The sequence below is a fragment of the Pseudomonas sp. MWU16-30317 genome, assembly GCF_020515695.1.
Classification (GTDB): domain Bacteria; phylum Pseudomonadota; class Gammaproteobacteria; order Pseudomonadales; family Pseudomonadaceae; genus Aquipseudomonas.
Genome location: NZ_JAIWJA010000006.1, coordinates 190,936 through 205,398, shown reverse-complemented (window position 1 = coordinate 205,398; position 14,463 = coordinate 190,936). Strand labels below are relative to the sequence as shown.

General features: G+C 63.5%; 9 protein-coding genes. 2 read left to right on the top strand and 7 right to left on the bottom strand.

The genetic code is table 11. From position 1 onward, the window contains the following. Window positions 1–131 precede the first annotated feature (131 nt). The 3 genes from LIX93_RS18505 to LIX93_RS18495 form a co-directional block, all read right to left on the bottom strand. The gene (locus tag LIX93_RS18505; protein WP_226505502.1) at window positions 132–728 is read right to left on the bottom strand and encodes a YceI family protein; all 597 of its coding nucleotides are present in this window, start codon (window positions 726–728) and stop codon (window positions 132–134) included. A 33-nt stretch (window positions 729–761) separates the two neighbouring features. Next, window positions 762–1,313, bottom strand: a complete 552-nt coding sequence (locus LIX93_RS18500; protein ID WP_226505501.1) for a cytochrome b — start codon at window positions 1,311–1,313, stop codon at window positions 762–764. A gap of 266 nt (window positions 1,314–1,579) precedes the next feature. Further along, a complete protein-coding gene (locus tag LIX93_RS18495; protein WP_226505500.1) occupies window positions 1,580–3,307 on the bottom strand; it encodes a flavin monoamine oxidase family protein in 1,728 nt (575 codons plus the stop codon). Between the two features lie 234 nt (window positions 3,308–3,541). Between LIX93_RS18495 and LIX93_RS18490 the strand changes: the two genes are divergently transcribed. Together LIX93_RS18490 and LIX93_RS18485 are read left to right on the top strand one after the other, a co-directional pair. Further along, a complete protein-coding gene (locus tag LIX93_RS18490) occupies window positions 3,542–4,948 on the top strand; it encodes an adenosylmethionine--8-amino-7-oxononanoate transaminase (protein WP_226505499.1) in 1,407 nt (468 codons plus the stop codon). A gap of 176 nt (window positions 4,949–5,124) precedes the next feature. After that, the gene (locus LIX93_RS18485) at window positions 5,125–5,853 is read left to right on the top strand and encodes a 16S rRNA (uracil(1498)-N(3))-methyltransferase (RefSeq protein WP_226505498.1); all 729 of its coding nucleotides are present in this window, start codon (window positions 5,125–5,127) and stop codon (window positions 5,851–5,853) included. On the opposite strand, the gene LIX93_RS18480 is transcribed toward LIX93_RS18485, so the two are convergent. The 4 genes from LIX93_RS18480 to LIX93_RS18465 all read right to left on the bottom strand — a co-directional run bounded on the left by LIX93_RS18480 (window position 5,850) and on the right by LIX93_RS18465 (window position 14,448). Beyond that, complete coding sequence (locus LIX93_RS18480) at window positions 5,850–6,467, bottom strand: hemolysin III family protein (protein WP_226505497.1); 618 nt, start codon at window positions 6,465–6,467, stop codon at window positions 5,850–5,852. The two genes, LIX93_RS18485 and LIX93_RS18480, sit on opposite strands and share 4 nt — an antisense overlap. A 190-nt stretch (window positions 6,468–6,657) precedes the next feature. Continuing rightward, window positions 6,658–7,110: a chemotaxis protein CheW gene (locus tag LIX93_RS18475; RefSeq protein WP_226505496.1), complete on the bottom strand. Its 453-nt coding sequence runs from the start codon at window positions 7,108–7,110 to the stop codon at window positions 6,658–6,660. Then, the gene (locus tag LIX93_RS18470; RefSeq protein WP_226505495.1) at window positions 7,103–12,343 is read right to left on the bottom strand and encodes an Hpt domain-containing protein; all 5,241 of its coding nucleotides are present in this window, start codon (window positions 12,341–12,343) and stop codon (window positions 7,103–7,105) included. Before LIX93_RS18470 ends, LIX93_RS18475 begins: the two co-directional genes overlap by 8 nt. 56 nt (window positions 12,344–12,399) lie before the next feature. Beyond that, window positions 12,400–14,448 (bottom strand): methyl-accepting chemotaxis protein, encoded by a 2,049-nt coding sequence (locus tag LIX93_RS18465; RefSeq protein ID WP_226505494.1) that lies wholly within the window; start codon window positions 14,446–14,448, stop codon window positions 12,400–12,402. Between the last annotated feature and the right edge of the window lie 15 nt (window positions 14,449–14,463).

Here is a 14,463-nt window from a genome sequence, read left to right as displayed (position 1 = left end):
GCTTCCTTGCACAGATGTATGCCTTATCACTGTGGGAGCAAAGCTTGCTCGCGAAGAGGCCCGCACTGAGAGCACAAAAAAACGCCGCACCCCTTGTTCAGGAGTGCGGCGTTTTTTATGCCAGCGACAAATTACTTGGCGCGAACACCTTCAAAGGTGAAGTCCAGAGTCAGCTCGTTGGACGCTGGGCCCAGGTCCATCATCTTGCCGAAGTCCTGACGGTTGATGGTGGTGGTGCCGTTGAAGCCAGCACGGTAGCCGCCCCACGGATCCTTGCCTTCACCGTTGAAAGTCGCCTTGATCACCACTGGCTTGGTGGTGCCATGCAGGGTCAGGTCGCCAGTCACGTCAGCGGTCAGATGGCCAGCGGCGTCTTTACCGGTTGGCTTGACGCTAGTGGACTTGAAGGTAGCGGTCGGATACTTGGCCACGTCCAGGAAAGCGTCGCTGCTGATGTGCTTGTCGCGTTCAGCCTGGTTGGTGAACACGCTGGCAGTTTGCAGGGTCACGTCGATCTTGGTTTCTTCAGGCTTGGCGGCATCCCAGCTGAAAGTACCTTTCCAGTCTTTGAAAGTACCTTTGATGAAGCTGTAGCCCAAGTGGCTGATGGTGAAGTCGACGAAAGCGTGCTGGCCTTCCTTGTCGATCGTGTAATCGGCAGCCATGGCCTGACCTGCGGTCAGCAGTGCGGTACCGATAGCCAGAGCAGCGAGAGTCTTTTTCAACATTGCGGTCTATTCCTTGGAAAGTTAAGTGTGGCTTCAGGCTTTACGACCCAGCATGCGGATCAGGGTCGCATCACGGTCGATAAAATGGTGTTTCAGGGCTGCCAGGCCGTGCAGTACGGCGAAGATCACCACGGTCCAGGCAATATACAGATGGATTTCCCCGGCAGTGTCCGCCTGATTAGGCAGGTTGGATACCAGCGCGGGTACGTCGAACAGGCCAAACACCGAGATACCGACACCTTCAGCGGTGGAAATCAGGTAACCGGCAATCATCAGCGCGAACAGCGCCACGTAGAGGAACATGTGCCCCAGATGGGCGGCGATGCGGGTCAGGCGCCCTTGGTTAGGCGTCGGAGGCGGCGGTGGACTGATCCAGCGCCAGACTACCCGCAGGACCATGAAAGCAAACAGCACAAGGCCGATGCTCTTGTGCAAGTCCGGGCCTTCCTTGCGCCAAGGATCGTAGTAACCCAGGCCAACCATCCACAGGCCGAGGGCGAACATGCCGAACACGGTGATAGCGACGCCCCAGTGCAGAAACACACTGAGCGCACCATATCGAGAGGTGGAGTTACGTATCTGCATCGCTGCCATCCTGTAAGAACTGCGCTCAAGATTATCGTTTTATCTATCGAATGAAAGCGGAAAAAATCGCTTTAAACGATCGATATATTCGATACTTAAAGTGTGATACAGGCTCATTAAGACAATATTAAGCGGGTCGAATGACAGAATAGTCACAAATCGAAAAAGCACTACAGCTACCGCTTTTGATTGTGCAGACGCAGACTCGGCCCGCGAAGCTTTTAAAAGCTTTGCGGGCAGAGCCTGCTCTCACCGGGTTTAGCGGATCATTGCGCAGCAGGGGTGTCAGTCTTGACAGCAGGCTTCTTGGCGACCGGCTTTTTCTCGACTGCTTTTTTAGGCGCAGGCTTCTTCGGCGCCGGATGAGTCGCTTTCTTCACCGGTGCCTTGGCCGCAGGCTCGACCTTGGCAGGCACTGGAGCAACCACAGGTGCGACCACCGTAGGCACCACAGCCGGAGCGGGCGCGACGGGCGCAGGAGCGGGGGCAACCGGAGCCGGGACAGGCGCAGGCGCCGCAGGCTTGCCACCAAACAGATTGGAGAAGAATCCGCCTTCAGCCGGCTTGGCGACAGGTGCCACCACAGGCTCGGGTTTTTTCACCACAGGCTCGAAGGATTTACCCGCCAGCAGATCCTGCGCCTGGCTGGCCGCACGCTCACCGCTGCGCAAGGCCCCTTCCAGCGTGCCCGGATACAAAGCATCGGTATGCTCGCCAGCAAAGATCACCCGCTGCAGCGGACGCTCCCACAGGCGCCAGAATTTACTGATCTGCCCCGGGCCGAACGCCAGGTAGGCGCCACCTGTGGACGGATCGGTGCTGTAGCGGCGGATTTCATAGCCGGTGAAGGCCCCACGCGCCTGAGGGTAATAACCGTGCAGACGAATCAGCACCTGATCGACCATCTGCTTGTCGCCGAAGGTCTGCAACAGGCGTGCATTGTCGCCCGACACGTTGATGATGACGTTGGCACCCCCCTTGAGCGCGGGCTCGATCCACATCATGCCCAGGCCCGCGTTGCTGTAGATCTCGCCGGACAGCCGCGCCTTGCTCTCCCACACCGGGGTCTTGAACTTGAGCATGATCTGGTCGCGCCAGCCGTAGTTGGTGCCCTTGATGGCCGCCAGATGCTGAGCATCCAGCGCCGGAGTCAGCTGGATGTGATTGAGGGCGCGCAGTGGCACGGCCAACACCACGTAATCGGCCTGGTAGCCGACGCTGCCGACCTTGACGGTGACGCCATCCTTGTCCTGATTGATCGACGACACTTCAGCGCCGGTCTTGAGCACCTTGATCTGCTTGAGCAGAGCCTGGGCCAGCACCACGCTGCCGCCAGGCAGGCGCGAGGCGCGCATGTCACGATCGTCGACGTCCTGATAGACGCGGGTCTGCTGGGCGAAATACAGCAACGACAGGCGCGAAGGCTCGTCATAACGGGTACGAATCTGCTGATTGACCAGTTGCCGCGCAGTGGGCGGCAGGTTGAGCCTGTCGAGCCAGTTGGACACGTTGATCTGGTCGAGGGCGAACAACGTCGGGTTGGCGGCCGGGTTGAGCGGGTCGGCGATGGAGCGTGCCAGATCGTCACGGGTCTTCTCGTAACGTTGCAAGGCTTGCGCGACGTCGGGCTGCTTGGTCGCCAGGTCGGCGGCGGTGAAATACTCGCCATCGATCAGGTAACTGGGCGTGCGCACATACTCCGGTGCTGGCACGGTCGCCAGCTTGAAGGTCTGCAAGTATTTGTTCAGCACCGGCTGGGCCTTGCCGTCACCGATCCACTCGCTGGAGGCAAGGCCGGAACGCCCGCCTACGCTCGGGCGCGATTCAAGCACGGTTACCTGCCAGCCTTTGCTCTGCAGTTCATAGGCGGCTGTCAGGCCCGCCATCCCCGCGCCGACGACGATCGCCGTGGGTTGTTTCTCCTGCCCGAACGCTTGCGCGCAGAACAGTCCAATCATTACCAGCGCAAAGGCGCGCAGCCAACCAGCAGACATTCAGCGAACTCCGGAAACAGGGCAGTAGAAGGGGCAACACACGCCAATGATGGCCAAGTGCAGCGAAGGATACGCGAGCGCCGATAGCCCCGCCAGCGCCGCCTTTTGCCGTCATCTCTCGTCGCCCGAATGCAAATCAATGGCCGCCACGGGTTGTCCCGCAGGCGGGCATTGCATAGGCTTGCGCGATTGTTTGCCGAGCGCGCCAATGCGGTCGCTGCCAGGAGAGAAAAAATGGGCCTCAATGACCAGTGGATGCAACGTGACCTCAAGGTCCTTTGGCACCCCTGCACCCAGATGAAAGACCACGAACAGCTGCCCCTCATCCCTATCAAGCGCGGCGAGGGCGTGTGGCTCGAAGACTTCGAAGGCAAGCGCTACCTCGACGCCGTCAGCTCCTGGTGGGTCAACGTGTTCGGGCATGCCAACCCGCGCATCAATCAGCGCATCAAGGATCAGGTCGACCAGCTGGAGCACGTGATCCTCGCGGGCTTCAGCCACCAACCGGTGATCGAGCTGTCGGAGCGCCTGGTGGCAATGACACCAGAGGGCCTGACGCGGTGCTTTTACGCCGATAACGGCTCATCGTGCATCGAAGTCGCGCTCAAAATGAGCTTTCATTACTGGATCAACCGCGGCCAGCCGAACAAGAAGCGCTTCGTTACCCTCACCAACAGCTATCACGGTGAGACCATCGCCGCCATGGCCGTGGGCGATGTGCCGCTGTTCACCGAAACCTACAAGGCGCTGCTGCTCGACACCCTCAAAGTACCCAGCCCGGATTGCTACCACCGCCCTGAAGGCATGAGCTGGGAGGAGCATTCGCGAAACATGTTCGCGGCCATGGAGCAGACGCTGGCCGAGCATCACGACACGGTCGCGGCGGTGATCGTCGAGCCGTTGATTCAGGGCGCGGGCGGCATGCGCATGTACCACCCGGTGTATCTCAAGCTGCTGCGCGAGGCCTGTGACCGGTATGGCGTGCACCTGATCCATGACGAAATCGCCGTCGGCTTCGGCCGCACTGGCACCATGTTCGCCTGTGAGCAGGCCGGCATCCGTCCGGACTTCCTGTGCCTGTCCAAGGCCCTCACCGGCGGCTACCTGCCGCTGGCGGCCTGCGTGACTACCGAGGAGGTGTACAGCGCCTTCTACGACGACTACCCGACCCTGCGCGCGTTCCTGCATTCCCACAGCTACACCGGCAACCCACTGGCCTGTGCTGCGGCGCTGGCCACCTTGGATATCTTCGAAGAAGACGACGTGATCGCCAACAACCGGGGCTTGGCGCAACGCATGGCCACGGCCACGGCGCATCTGGCGGATCATCCGCACGTTGCCGAAGTGCGCCAGACCGGCATGGTGCTGGCGATCGAAATGGTCCAGGACAAAGCCAGCAAGACCCCTTACGCCTGGCAGGAACGCCGCGGCCTCAAGGTATTCCAGCACGCCTTGAGCCGCGGCGCACTGCTGCGCCCGCTCGGCAGCGTGGTGTACTTCTTGCCGCCGTATATCGTCACCCCCGAGCAGATCGACTTCCTCGCCGAAGTGGCCAGCGAAGGCATCGATATCGCCACCCGCAGCGATGTCAGCGTGGCGGTGCCGGCGAACTTTCATCCGGATTTCCGTGATCCGGGTTAGTCGCACACCGCAGCTTTTGCATTGATGCTGATGGACCTCCTCGCAGGCAAGCCTTGCTCCCACAGGTGTACGGCTGTCGGACAAAAAGCTGCTCTTACAGGTGTACGGCTGTAGGAGCAAAGCTTGCTCGCGAAGAGGCCCGAAGAAACACCACAATATTCAAAGAGACACCGCAAATGCGACTTTCCCGCTTCTTCATCGACGCCCCCCTGAGCCTCGGCGAACACGAACTGCCAGAGGCCCAGGCCCATTACATCAGCCGCGTACTGCGCATGGCCGAGGGCGATGCTGTGCAACTATTCGACGGCTCCGGCCAGGAGTTTCTTGGCGCGCTGCTGGAAGTCGGCAAGAAGCGCGTCAGCGTGCGCCTGAACCAGGCAATCGCCGGCCAGCCCGCATCGTCCTTGCCTATCCATCTGGGCCAGGGCCTGTCCCGGGGCGAGCGCATGGACTGGGCCATACAGAAGGCCACCGAACTGGGCGTCGACGAGATCACGCCGATTGTCAGCGAACGCTGCGAGGTGCGCCTCAAGGACGAGCGCGCCGACAAACGCCTGCAGCACTGGCGGCAGATCGCAGTCAGCGCCTGCGAGCAATGCGGCCGCTCGACCGTGCCGGTGATTCATCCACCACAATTGCTGGCGGACTGGCTGGCCGGCACCGAAGCAGCGCTCAAGCTGGTACTGCATCCAGTGGCCGAACCGCTCACCAATCATCCAGCGCCGGCGACCCTGGCGTTTCTGATCGGGCCGGAAGGCGGCTTGTCGGATGCTGAAGTCGAGCAGGCCCAAGTCAGCGGCTTCCACTCCGCACGCCTGGGCCCGCGGGTGCTGCGTACCGAGACCGCGCCTGTGGTGGCGCTAGCGGTGGCCCAGCAGCTGTGGGGTGATTTCCAGGCCTCCTAAATCACATAGAAAAACACCGCAATGAAGTGCATCACGCTCCCAGCAATCACAAACAGATGCCAGATGCCGTGAGCGTGGCGCATACGGTGATCCAGGGCAAAAAAGATAATGCCCAGGGTATAGAACACCCCTCCCCCCGCCAGCCAGGCGAAGCCCGCCACCCCCAGCGTCGCCAGCAACGGCTTGACCGCCACCAGCACGATCCAGCCCATTACCGCATAGATGACGATGGACAGGATCCGCGCCTCGCTACGGGGCTTGATCTCCTGCAGCATGCCGATCACCGCCAGCCCCCAGACCACCCCGAACAGGCTCCAGCCCCAGGGCCCGTGCAAGCTCACCAGACAGAAGGGTGTGTAGCTGCCGGCGATCAACAGATAGATGGACAGGTGATCGAGCTTTTGCATCACCACCTTCGTCCGCCCGCGGACGCTGTGATACACGGTGGAGACGCTATAGAGCACCATCAGCGTGACGCCGTAGATGGCCACGCTGACGATCTTCCAGGGATTGCCTTGCAGGCTGGCCAGCACCAATAACCAGATGGCGCCGACGCTTGCTGCCACTGCGCCGACCAGATGAGTCCAGGCGTTGAGCTTTTCGCCGTGATACATGCAGTTGAATCTCCATGGCCAGAATTCAGGGCCCATGCTACACAGGCGATGTGAAAAAAATCTGATGGCTTGGGCGTTGGGGTGGCCTCACTGGCCGCTTCGCGGGCACGTCTTGCGCCCATATGCGTACGACTCACCATTGTGGGGCCAAGGCGTGCCCGCGAAGACGCCATCACCTGCACCGCAACGTTCAATAACTCAACAACAACCGCTCCAGCCCATCGAGATCAGGAATCTTCGCCACCCGATCACTGATCTGCACCGCCGCCAACTCCAGCTCAGCCAAAGGCACATCGACATAACTCAACTGGCTGTCGACCTTGCATGACCGCGGCACAGCCTGGATCAGGATCGCCATGAACTGCAGCGGCCCATCGCTCAGGCAGTTAAGCACCACGATCCGCGCATCCTCGCCGACCACTACCGGCGCACCGCAGGCGGCCTCGAAGCTCACCAGCGGAATCTGCAGCTCGCGCCACACGATCATCCCCAAGTGCCACACCGGGGCGCCCCGCACCGGTTGACGCAGTTGGTAGTCGATCAGCTCGGCCACCGCCACGTTGGGCAGCACCAGGCTGCGGTCGGCTAGCGGCAACATCAGCGTGGTCAGGGTGGTGCGCGGCGCGCTGGTGAAATCAGGCATGCTGGCCACTCCACTGGGCGATGCTGTCGAGCAATTGCGTCTCCTGATAAGGCTTGCCGAGGTAGTCGTTGACGCCGATCGCCAGGGCGCGGTCGCGGTGCTTGGCGCCGGTACGCGAGGTAATCATGATAATCGGCAGATCGCGCAGACGCGGGTCGCGACGGATCTGCGTGGCCACTTCGAAGCCGTCCATACGCGGCATTTCGATATCCAGCAGCAACACATCCGGGCGCTGCTCACGCAGCAGCGCCAGCGCCTCGACCCCGTCGCGGGCCGTGAGCACCTGCATGCCGTGGCGTTCGAGCAAGCGGCTGGTGACCTTGCGCACCGTCACCGAGTCGTCCACCACCATCACCAGCAGCGGCCTTGGCTGCGCCTGCTCGACGGGCCCATAAACGCGTTCTTCGCTATGCAATGCACCATGAATCTGCCGGGCCTGATGGGCGCGAATCTGCGCTAGCAGGTCAAGGATCAACACCACCCGCCCGTCGCCCTGGATGGTCGCACCAGACAACCCCTGCACCGCCGCCATCTGCACCCCGAGGCTCTTGACCACGATCTCCCGCGAGCCCGCCAGCGCATCGACCTGCACCGCCACCTGATGGTCGTGAGAGCGGATCAGCAACAGCGGCACCGGTAATGTCTGGCCCAACAGCGGCGGGCGCTCATTGCAATGCAGCAGATCGCCCAGATAGCGCAGCTCGAAATCCTGGCCGCCGTAGACGTAGTGCGGATCGGCCGCGTTATAGCGCGCCGCCAGTTCGGCTGGTGGCACCCGCACGATGCCTTCGATGGTATTGAGCGGCACCGCATACAGCTCATCAGCGCATTGCACCATCAAGGCGCGGTTGACCGACACACTGAAAGGCAGACGAATCCGGAAGGTCGCGCCGCTGCCCGTACTGGAATGAATGGTCATCGAGCCGCCAAGCTGCTTGACCTCTTCATGGACCACGTCCATGCCCAGCCCGCGCCCGGAAATCTGCGTGACCTTGGCCGCCGTGGAAAAGCCCGGCTGCAGGATGAATTGCAGGATGTCGTGATCGCTGACATCACTGGCCGGGTCCAGCAGGCCGCGCTTGATAGCCTTGTGGCGCACCGCCGCTAGGGGCACGCCGGCGCCGTCGTCGCTCATCTCCAGCACCACTTCGCTGCCTTCGTGCACCAGTTGCAGGCTGATCCGCCCTTGCGCCGGCTTGCCCGCCGCCAGGCGCACTGCGGTGGACTCCAGCCCATGGTCGACGGCATTGCGCAGCATGTGCTCCAGCGGCGCGATCATCCGTTCGAGGACGCTGCGGTCCATCTCGCCGTCGGGGTTGCCGATATCGAATTCCACCTGCTTGCCCAGTTCGTCCGCGACCTGCCGGACGATTCGCTGCAAGCGCGGCAGCAGGCGGCCGAAGGGCACCATGCGGGTGCGCATCAGGCCTTCCTGCAGATCGGTGTTGACCCGTGCCTGATGGCCGAGCAGCGTCTGCGCGTCGTGGGCGCGGGCGCTGAGGGTGTCCCTGAGTTCGGACAGGTCAGATGCCGCTTCGAACAACGAACGCGACAGCTGCTGCAACTGGGAATGACGGTCCATCTCCAGTGGGTCGAAGTCTTCATACCCCAGACGATCCGGCTCGCTGGCGCGGCGGCTGAGCACCCGCGCCTGGGCTTCGGTGTCGAGGCGGCGCAACTGCTCGCGCATGCGCTCCAGGGTGATGTCCATTTCCAGCAGCGCGCTTTGGCTGTCGTTGACCTGCTGTTCGACCCGGCTGCGAATGATTGAGGCTTCACCCGCCAGATTGCCCAGGGTGTCGAGCACCTCGGCGGGCACCTTGACCATATCGGCCTGGCCGCGCTCGGTGCCGCTGACGGCGCCCTCAGGCGCACCGGCCACGATGGGCGCAACAACCGCTGCGGGCACTGGCTCGGGCGGGCTGCTGAAGGTGCGAATGGCCTCGATCAGCGTGCTCGCCTGCGGTACAGGCTGGCCACTGCGCACCAGGTCGAGCATCTGCGCCAGGCGGTCCTGGCCTTTCTGCAACAGCTTGAACAGCGCACTGCCGGGCTGCAGAGTGCCGGCCGAAGCGCTTTCATAGAGGAATTCGAGCTCGTGGGTGAGGTCGCCGATGGCGGCGATCTCGACCATGCGCGCGCCGCCCTTGAGGGTGTGCAGATCGCGCAGGAGGTTTTCTACCTCCAGGCTGTTTTGCGGTTCGCCGCGCCAGCGCAGCAGGGCCTCGCCGGCACTTTCGAGGATGTCGCTGGCCTCTTCGAGGAAAATCTCCAGCAGTTCGTTGTCCGGGTCGGCGATTTCCTGCGCGGCCTGGCGACTGGCACTCTGCAGGCTTTCGCTGATGGCACTGGAGGCGCCCTGACGCCAGGCCGCAAGCGCCAGCACCAGTGCCTGGGGATCGCTCAGCGCTTCGCCTGCCTGGTATTGGCGCAACAACGCCGCAAGGGTCGCGTGGGCCTCGGACAGCAGCGCGCCCAGGCGCTCGTCGGCCTGCAAACGTTTGTCCTGCACGCCCAGGTACAACGGCAACAGGGCTTCGGCCAAGGCACTGACCGGGGCGACTTCGGCCATTTGCGCGCCGCCGTCGAGGGTTTCCAGATCGTGACGCAGGGCGGTCAGCGGCGTGAGGTTGTCGGGCTCGGCGAGCCAGCGTTGCAGGGCCTGGTCGGCGCTGCCGAGGATGTCCCGGGCTTCCTCGACGAACAGCTCGGCGACCTCGTCCAGCGCGGTCGAACCCTGTAACGAAGGGGCTTGCCCCCGATTGGGCACGTCAGACCCTGACGAGGGGCTGGGACGATTTTCCCGAACAAGCCCCCTCGCTACAGATGCGGTGGGGGCAGCGAGATCCTTGGCGTCGGCGAGGTCGGTGGCGGTGGCGGTGGCGCTATCGAGGGCGCTGATCGCGCTGGCCAGCTCGGTAATCCGCCCAGTGCCGTGCTCCACCAGCCCGGTAGCATCCGGCGCCAGTCCACCTTCGAGCAGCGCGCGCAAGCCGCTGATCTGCTCCGGTTGTGGATCGATCTCCTGGCCGGCGGCCACCTGATCGAGCATATTGATCAGCGCCTCGTGCGCCTGGCGGACTGTGGCAAAGAATTCCTCGCTGATCGCCACGCTGCTTTCTTCAACGGCGCCGTAGACGTCCAGCAGCGCCTCGCACAACTCATCCATGTCCATCAAATCGGCCAGGTGCGCGCCCTGCTCCAGCGTGGTCAGGCCGTCCAGCAGCGCGGTCAAGTCGTCGCGTTGGGCAGGATGCTGCTGCCAGTGGTCGAGGCGGTTGTCGGCATCCAGCAGAATATCCATGCCTTGCTCGAGAAAACGGCTGATCAACTGCGGCTCACGGGTGAGCCGTTGCGGCGCATCGCTGGCTTCGTCGCCCTGCTCCAGACGCTCCAGCACCTGTTGGACGAACTCGCCGATCAGCGCCTCGGCGCCCTCGATGACCGCCAGCGGCTCGGCCGGCAAACGCTGGACGCTGGCCTTGAACGCCTCGACCACCCGGCGCAACAGCTGCACCTGCGCAGCCTCGATGGGCCAGCGATGGCTCTTGAACTCGCGCACCATGCGGTCCATGGCGGTGGCCAGCGCGGCAATCGGCAACACCCCGGCCATCCAGGCGCTGCCCTTGAGGGTGTGCACCGCGCGCTGCGCGGCATCGCTGACCGGCAGCGCACCGTTGTCGGCCGCTGTGCGCAAAAAGCCCTCGAGGGTCGCGAGATGGGTCAAGGCCTCGTGACGGAAGATTTCCAGCAACTGGCGGTCGAAACCATCGGCATCGAATACACCTGCAGCACTCAGGGTGATGGCTTCGAGCTGGCTGTCCGGCGCCAATTGCCCTTCGCTCAGTGCGACCAGTCGTTGCACCAGTGGATCGACGGCCGGGTGCCGGCGCTGGGTGTCGTGAGCGAAATCGTCAAGCAACGCGGGCAACTGGGCGAGTACTTGTTCCAGGGCCTGAAATACCGCGGCACCCGGCTGAACGCAGTGGTCGACAATACGGTTGAGCAGGTGCTCGGCGGCCCAGCACATCTCGCTGGCGATGCTGGCCTCGACCATCCGCCCGCTGCCCTTGAGCGTGTGCAGGCAGCGGCGCAGCTCGATCAGGGCCGGGCCATGGGCGGCCGGGTCCTGCCGCCACTCGGCCAGACTGTCGCGGGCCTGGGCGCTCAGTTCGATGGCCTCTTCAAGGAAAATCGCGCGCAATTCGTCGTCGATCGGGTCGCTGTCCGCCGCGTGCACGACCGGCACAGCCACAGGCTCCGCAGCGGCCACGGGCAGGGGGTCGGCTTCAACGACCGGCGTGGGTGTCGGCGCAGGCAGCAGGCTCAGGCGCGCGAGGTTTTCCTCGGCGACCCCCAGCGCGGTGTCCACCGGTGATTGCGGATTATCCACGCGCCGGCCGAGATAGAAATCGATCGCCGTGAGCGCCGAGGCCAGGGCCTCGACATGCGGGTCCTGGCTCAGACCGTCAGCGCCCTGCCAATAGTGCAAGGCGTGGGTGCGGCAGCGGCGCAGCAGGTTGGCGGCGCGCTGCAGGCCGATCATCTCCAGGGCGCCGCGCACTTGATCGAGCAACGTCGGCACGGCGTTCAGCACCTGCTGCTGTGCCGGGCCGCTTTCGGGGCCGTGCTCAACGCCACGTTCAGGGCCAGGAACACTGTCGAGGCAATCGTCGATCAGATCCAGCGCTTCCTGCAGGCAGGCGCGCGATTCGATCAGCACCACGCGGTGGATCTGCACCATGTCGGCGTCCTGATCTGGCGCCTGCGGGCTGATCACCTCGCGCTCGGCGCCGTCGCCAGCACCGATCATGCCGGCCAGGGTCGCCTCTACATACAGCAGCGCACCGGCCACATCCATCAGCACCGCGTCGCCAGGTTCGCGCTGGCCCTGGCTGAGGCCCTGGATCACCGAGACCTGATCGATGATGACCTTGCGCGGCTGGCCAAAGCCGAGCACGGCCAGGGTGTCGGCGACCTGGCGCAAGGCCGGCAGCAGGCCGTTCAAGGCGTCGACGTGCTGGCGATCGCTTTGCACGAACTGGTCGAGGCGCTGCTTGCTGTGGCGCAGTTCGTCGCACACGGCGCTGACCACCGAGCGCAACGCATCGCGGTCCGGGCCTGCCAAAGGCGGCAGTTGCGGGCCAAGCAGGGCCTGGCTGGCCTGTTTCAGCGATTCGGCCATGGCGCCCCTGAGCAGTGGCGCCGTGCCGTCATCCTGCCGATCAACCATAACGACTCCGATCAAAGTTCAGCGCCTGCCTGCTCCTCTCGACCCACACGCCTGCATCAACGTGCATCGGAGGGCGGCGGCAAAGTGAAACCCGAGACCGAACGGCGCATCTCGCTGGCCATGCGGGCCAGATTGCCGATGCTTTCGGCGGTGGTGGTGGAATCCGCCGAGGTCTGGCTGGTGATCTGCTGGATCACCGCCATGGTATGGGATATCTGCCCCGCCGACGACGTCTGCTGCTGCGCCGCGTTGGAAATCCCTTGAATCAAGGCGGCGAGGTCTTGGGAGACGTTCTCGATTTCTTCCAGCGCTACCCCGGCATCTTGCGCCAGGCGCGCACCGCGTACCACCTCGGCGGTGGTCTGCTCCATGGAGATGACCGCCTCGTTGGTGTCGGCCTGGATCGCCCGCACCAGAGTCTCGATCTGTCGCGTGGCCGAGGACGAGCGCTCGGCCAGGCGCTGCACCTCGTCGGCGACCACCGCAAACCCGCGCCCGGCCTCACCGGCCATGGACGCCTGGATGGCGGCGTTGAGGGCGAGGATGTTGGTCTGGTCGGCAATGTCGTCGATCAGGTTGACGATGTCGCCGATTTCCTGGGAAGACTCGCCCAGACGCTTGATCCGCTTGGAAGTGTCCTGGATCTGCTCGCGAATGTTGTCCATGCCGTGGATGGTGTTGTGCACCACCTCGTTGCCCTTGTTGGCGATGGCTACCGAACGCTCGGCGACCTTGGCCGACTCGTAGGCGTTGGTCGATACGTGATCGATGGACTGCGCCATGTCACTGATGGCCATGGAGGCGTCGGTGATTTGCGCGGCCTGGTGTTCGGAGGCCTTGGCCAGCTGCTTGGCGGTGGTCTGGGTGTCCTGCACGGCGCTGGCCACCGATTCGGCGATGTGGTTGATGGTCGCCACCAGGTCGCGCAGTTGATCGATGGAATAGTTGATCGAATCGGCGATGGTACCGGTGAAGTCCTCGGTCACCGACGCGGTGACGGTGAGGTCGCCGTCGGCCAGGTCTTCGATCTCGTCCAGCAGGCGCATGATCGCGTTCTGGTTGCGCTCGTTCTTCTGCGCCGTTTCACGCAGCTGGCGGTTGGTCTCGCGCACCATCACCAGGCCGATGAAGATGATCGAGAGCAAGGCCAGCAGGCCGAGGATGTAACCGCCGATGGTGTCCAGCGAACGCCGCCCGGCCAGGTGCTCGAAGCCGGTGGCCAGCCGCGAGGCTTCGTCCAGCAGGGTCTGGGACATCGTGAAGATATTGTTGGCGGCCACCCGCACTTTGAACAGCTCGGGCGAGGTGGCGAGGATTTCATCCACGGAGCCGGAGATGAACTCGAACAACTCGGAGATTTCCTGCAGACGCGCGCGAGCATCGGCATCCTGCACTTGAGCGATGCGCTGGCCAACATTGCCGCTGAGCATGCCATTGAGCACCACGCCGAAGCGCGTGGCATCGCGGCCGAAGGATTCTGCGGCCTGGGCGGCGTTCTCGTCGCCACCCAGCACGGTATTGACCGAGCCGAGGATGCGCTGGGCCAGCAGCGACTGACGCTGCGCCAGTGCCACCTGACTGGCCGGCGCGCCGCGCTGGAGGAGGATCTCCACCACTCGCTCGGACTCGCGCTGCAGTTGCGGCACGGTTTCGGCCAGGGTCGCGGCGACCTGATGCAACGACAGCACGGTCTGCTCGCTGGCGAGGATGGTATCGGTGTTCTTGCGCAGGCTCTCCCAGTCGTGCTGGACGGTTTTCATCTCGTCGCGCACTTCCGGCGGCGCCGAGGGCAGGCCGGTGCGCTTGTCGCCTTCTTTGAGATAGCCCCAACGCCGATCGAATTCATTGCGCGCGTCGCCCAATTGCTTGAACGCATCAGCCTTGCCTGCCGCCGCTTCCCCGGCGTTCTTGGCGATGCGCTGGGACAGCACCCGCAGCTCGCCGGCATGGCCGATGTACTGCTTGTCGTAATTGGACTGGGTGTTGAGGTAGGCGAAGTTGGCGAACAGCAACATGATGAAGATGATCAGGGCCACGAACAGCCCGGCGATCTGCGCACTGCTGCGCGAGCCCTGAAGCGAGTTGCCGGTCACGGCCGCCATCATGGCAACCTCCGGCGT

Excerpts from the sequence above, each read along its gene's own strand:
- LIX93_RS18505 (WP_226505502.1), bottom strand. The coding sequence starts at position 728 with ATGTTGAAAAAGACTCTCGCTGCTCTGGCTATCGGTACCGCACTGCTG.
- LIX93_RS18500 (WP_226505501.1), bottom strand. The coding sequence starts at position 1,313 with ATGCAGATACGTAACTCCACCTCTCGATATGGTGCGCTCAGTGTGTTT.
- LIX93_RS18495 (WP_226505500.1), bottom strand. The coding sequence starts at position 3,307 with ATGTCTGCTGGTTGGCTGCGCGCCTTTGCGCTGGTAATGATTGGACTG.
- LIX93_RS18490 (WP_226505499.1), top strand. The coding sequence starts at position 3,542 with ATGGGCCTCAATGACCAGTGGATGCAACGTGACCTCAAGGTCCTTTGG.
- LIX93_RS18485 (WP_226505498.1), top strand. The coding sequence starts at position 5,125 with ATGCGACTTTCCCGCTTCTTCATCGACGCCCCCCTGAGCCTCGGCGAA.
- LIX93_RS18480 (WP_226505497.1), bottom strand. The coding sequence starts at position 6,467 with ATGTATCACGGCGAAAAGCTCAACGCCTGGACTCATCTGGTCGGCGCA.
- LIX93_RS18475 (WP_226505496.1), bottom strand. The coding sequence starts at position 7,110 with ATGCCTGATTTCACCAGCGCGCCGCGCACCACCCTGACCACGCTGATG.
- LIX93_RS18470 (WP_226505495.1), bottom strand. The coding sequence starts at position 12,343 with ATGGTTGATCGGCAGGATGACGGCACGGCGCCACTGCTCAGGGGCGCC.
- LIX93_RS18465 (WP_226505494.1), bottom strand. The coding sequence starts at position 14,448 with ATGATGGCGGCCGTGACCGGCAACTCGCTTCAGGGCTCGCGCAGCAGT.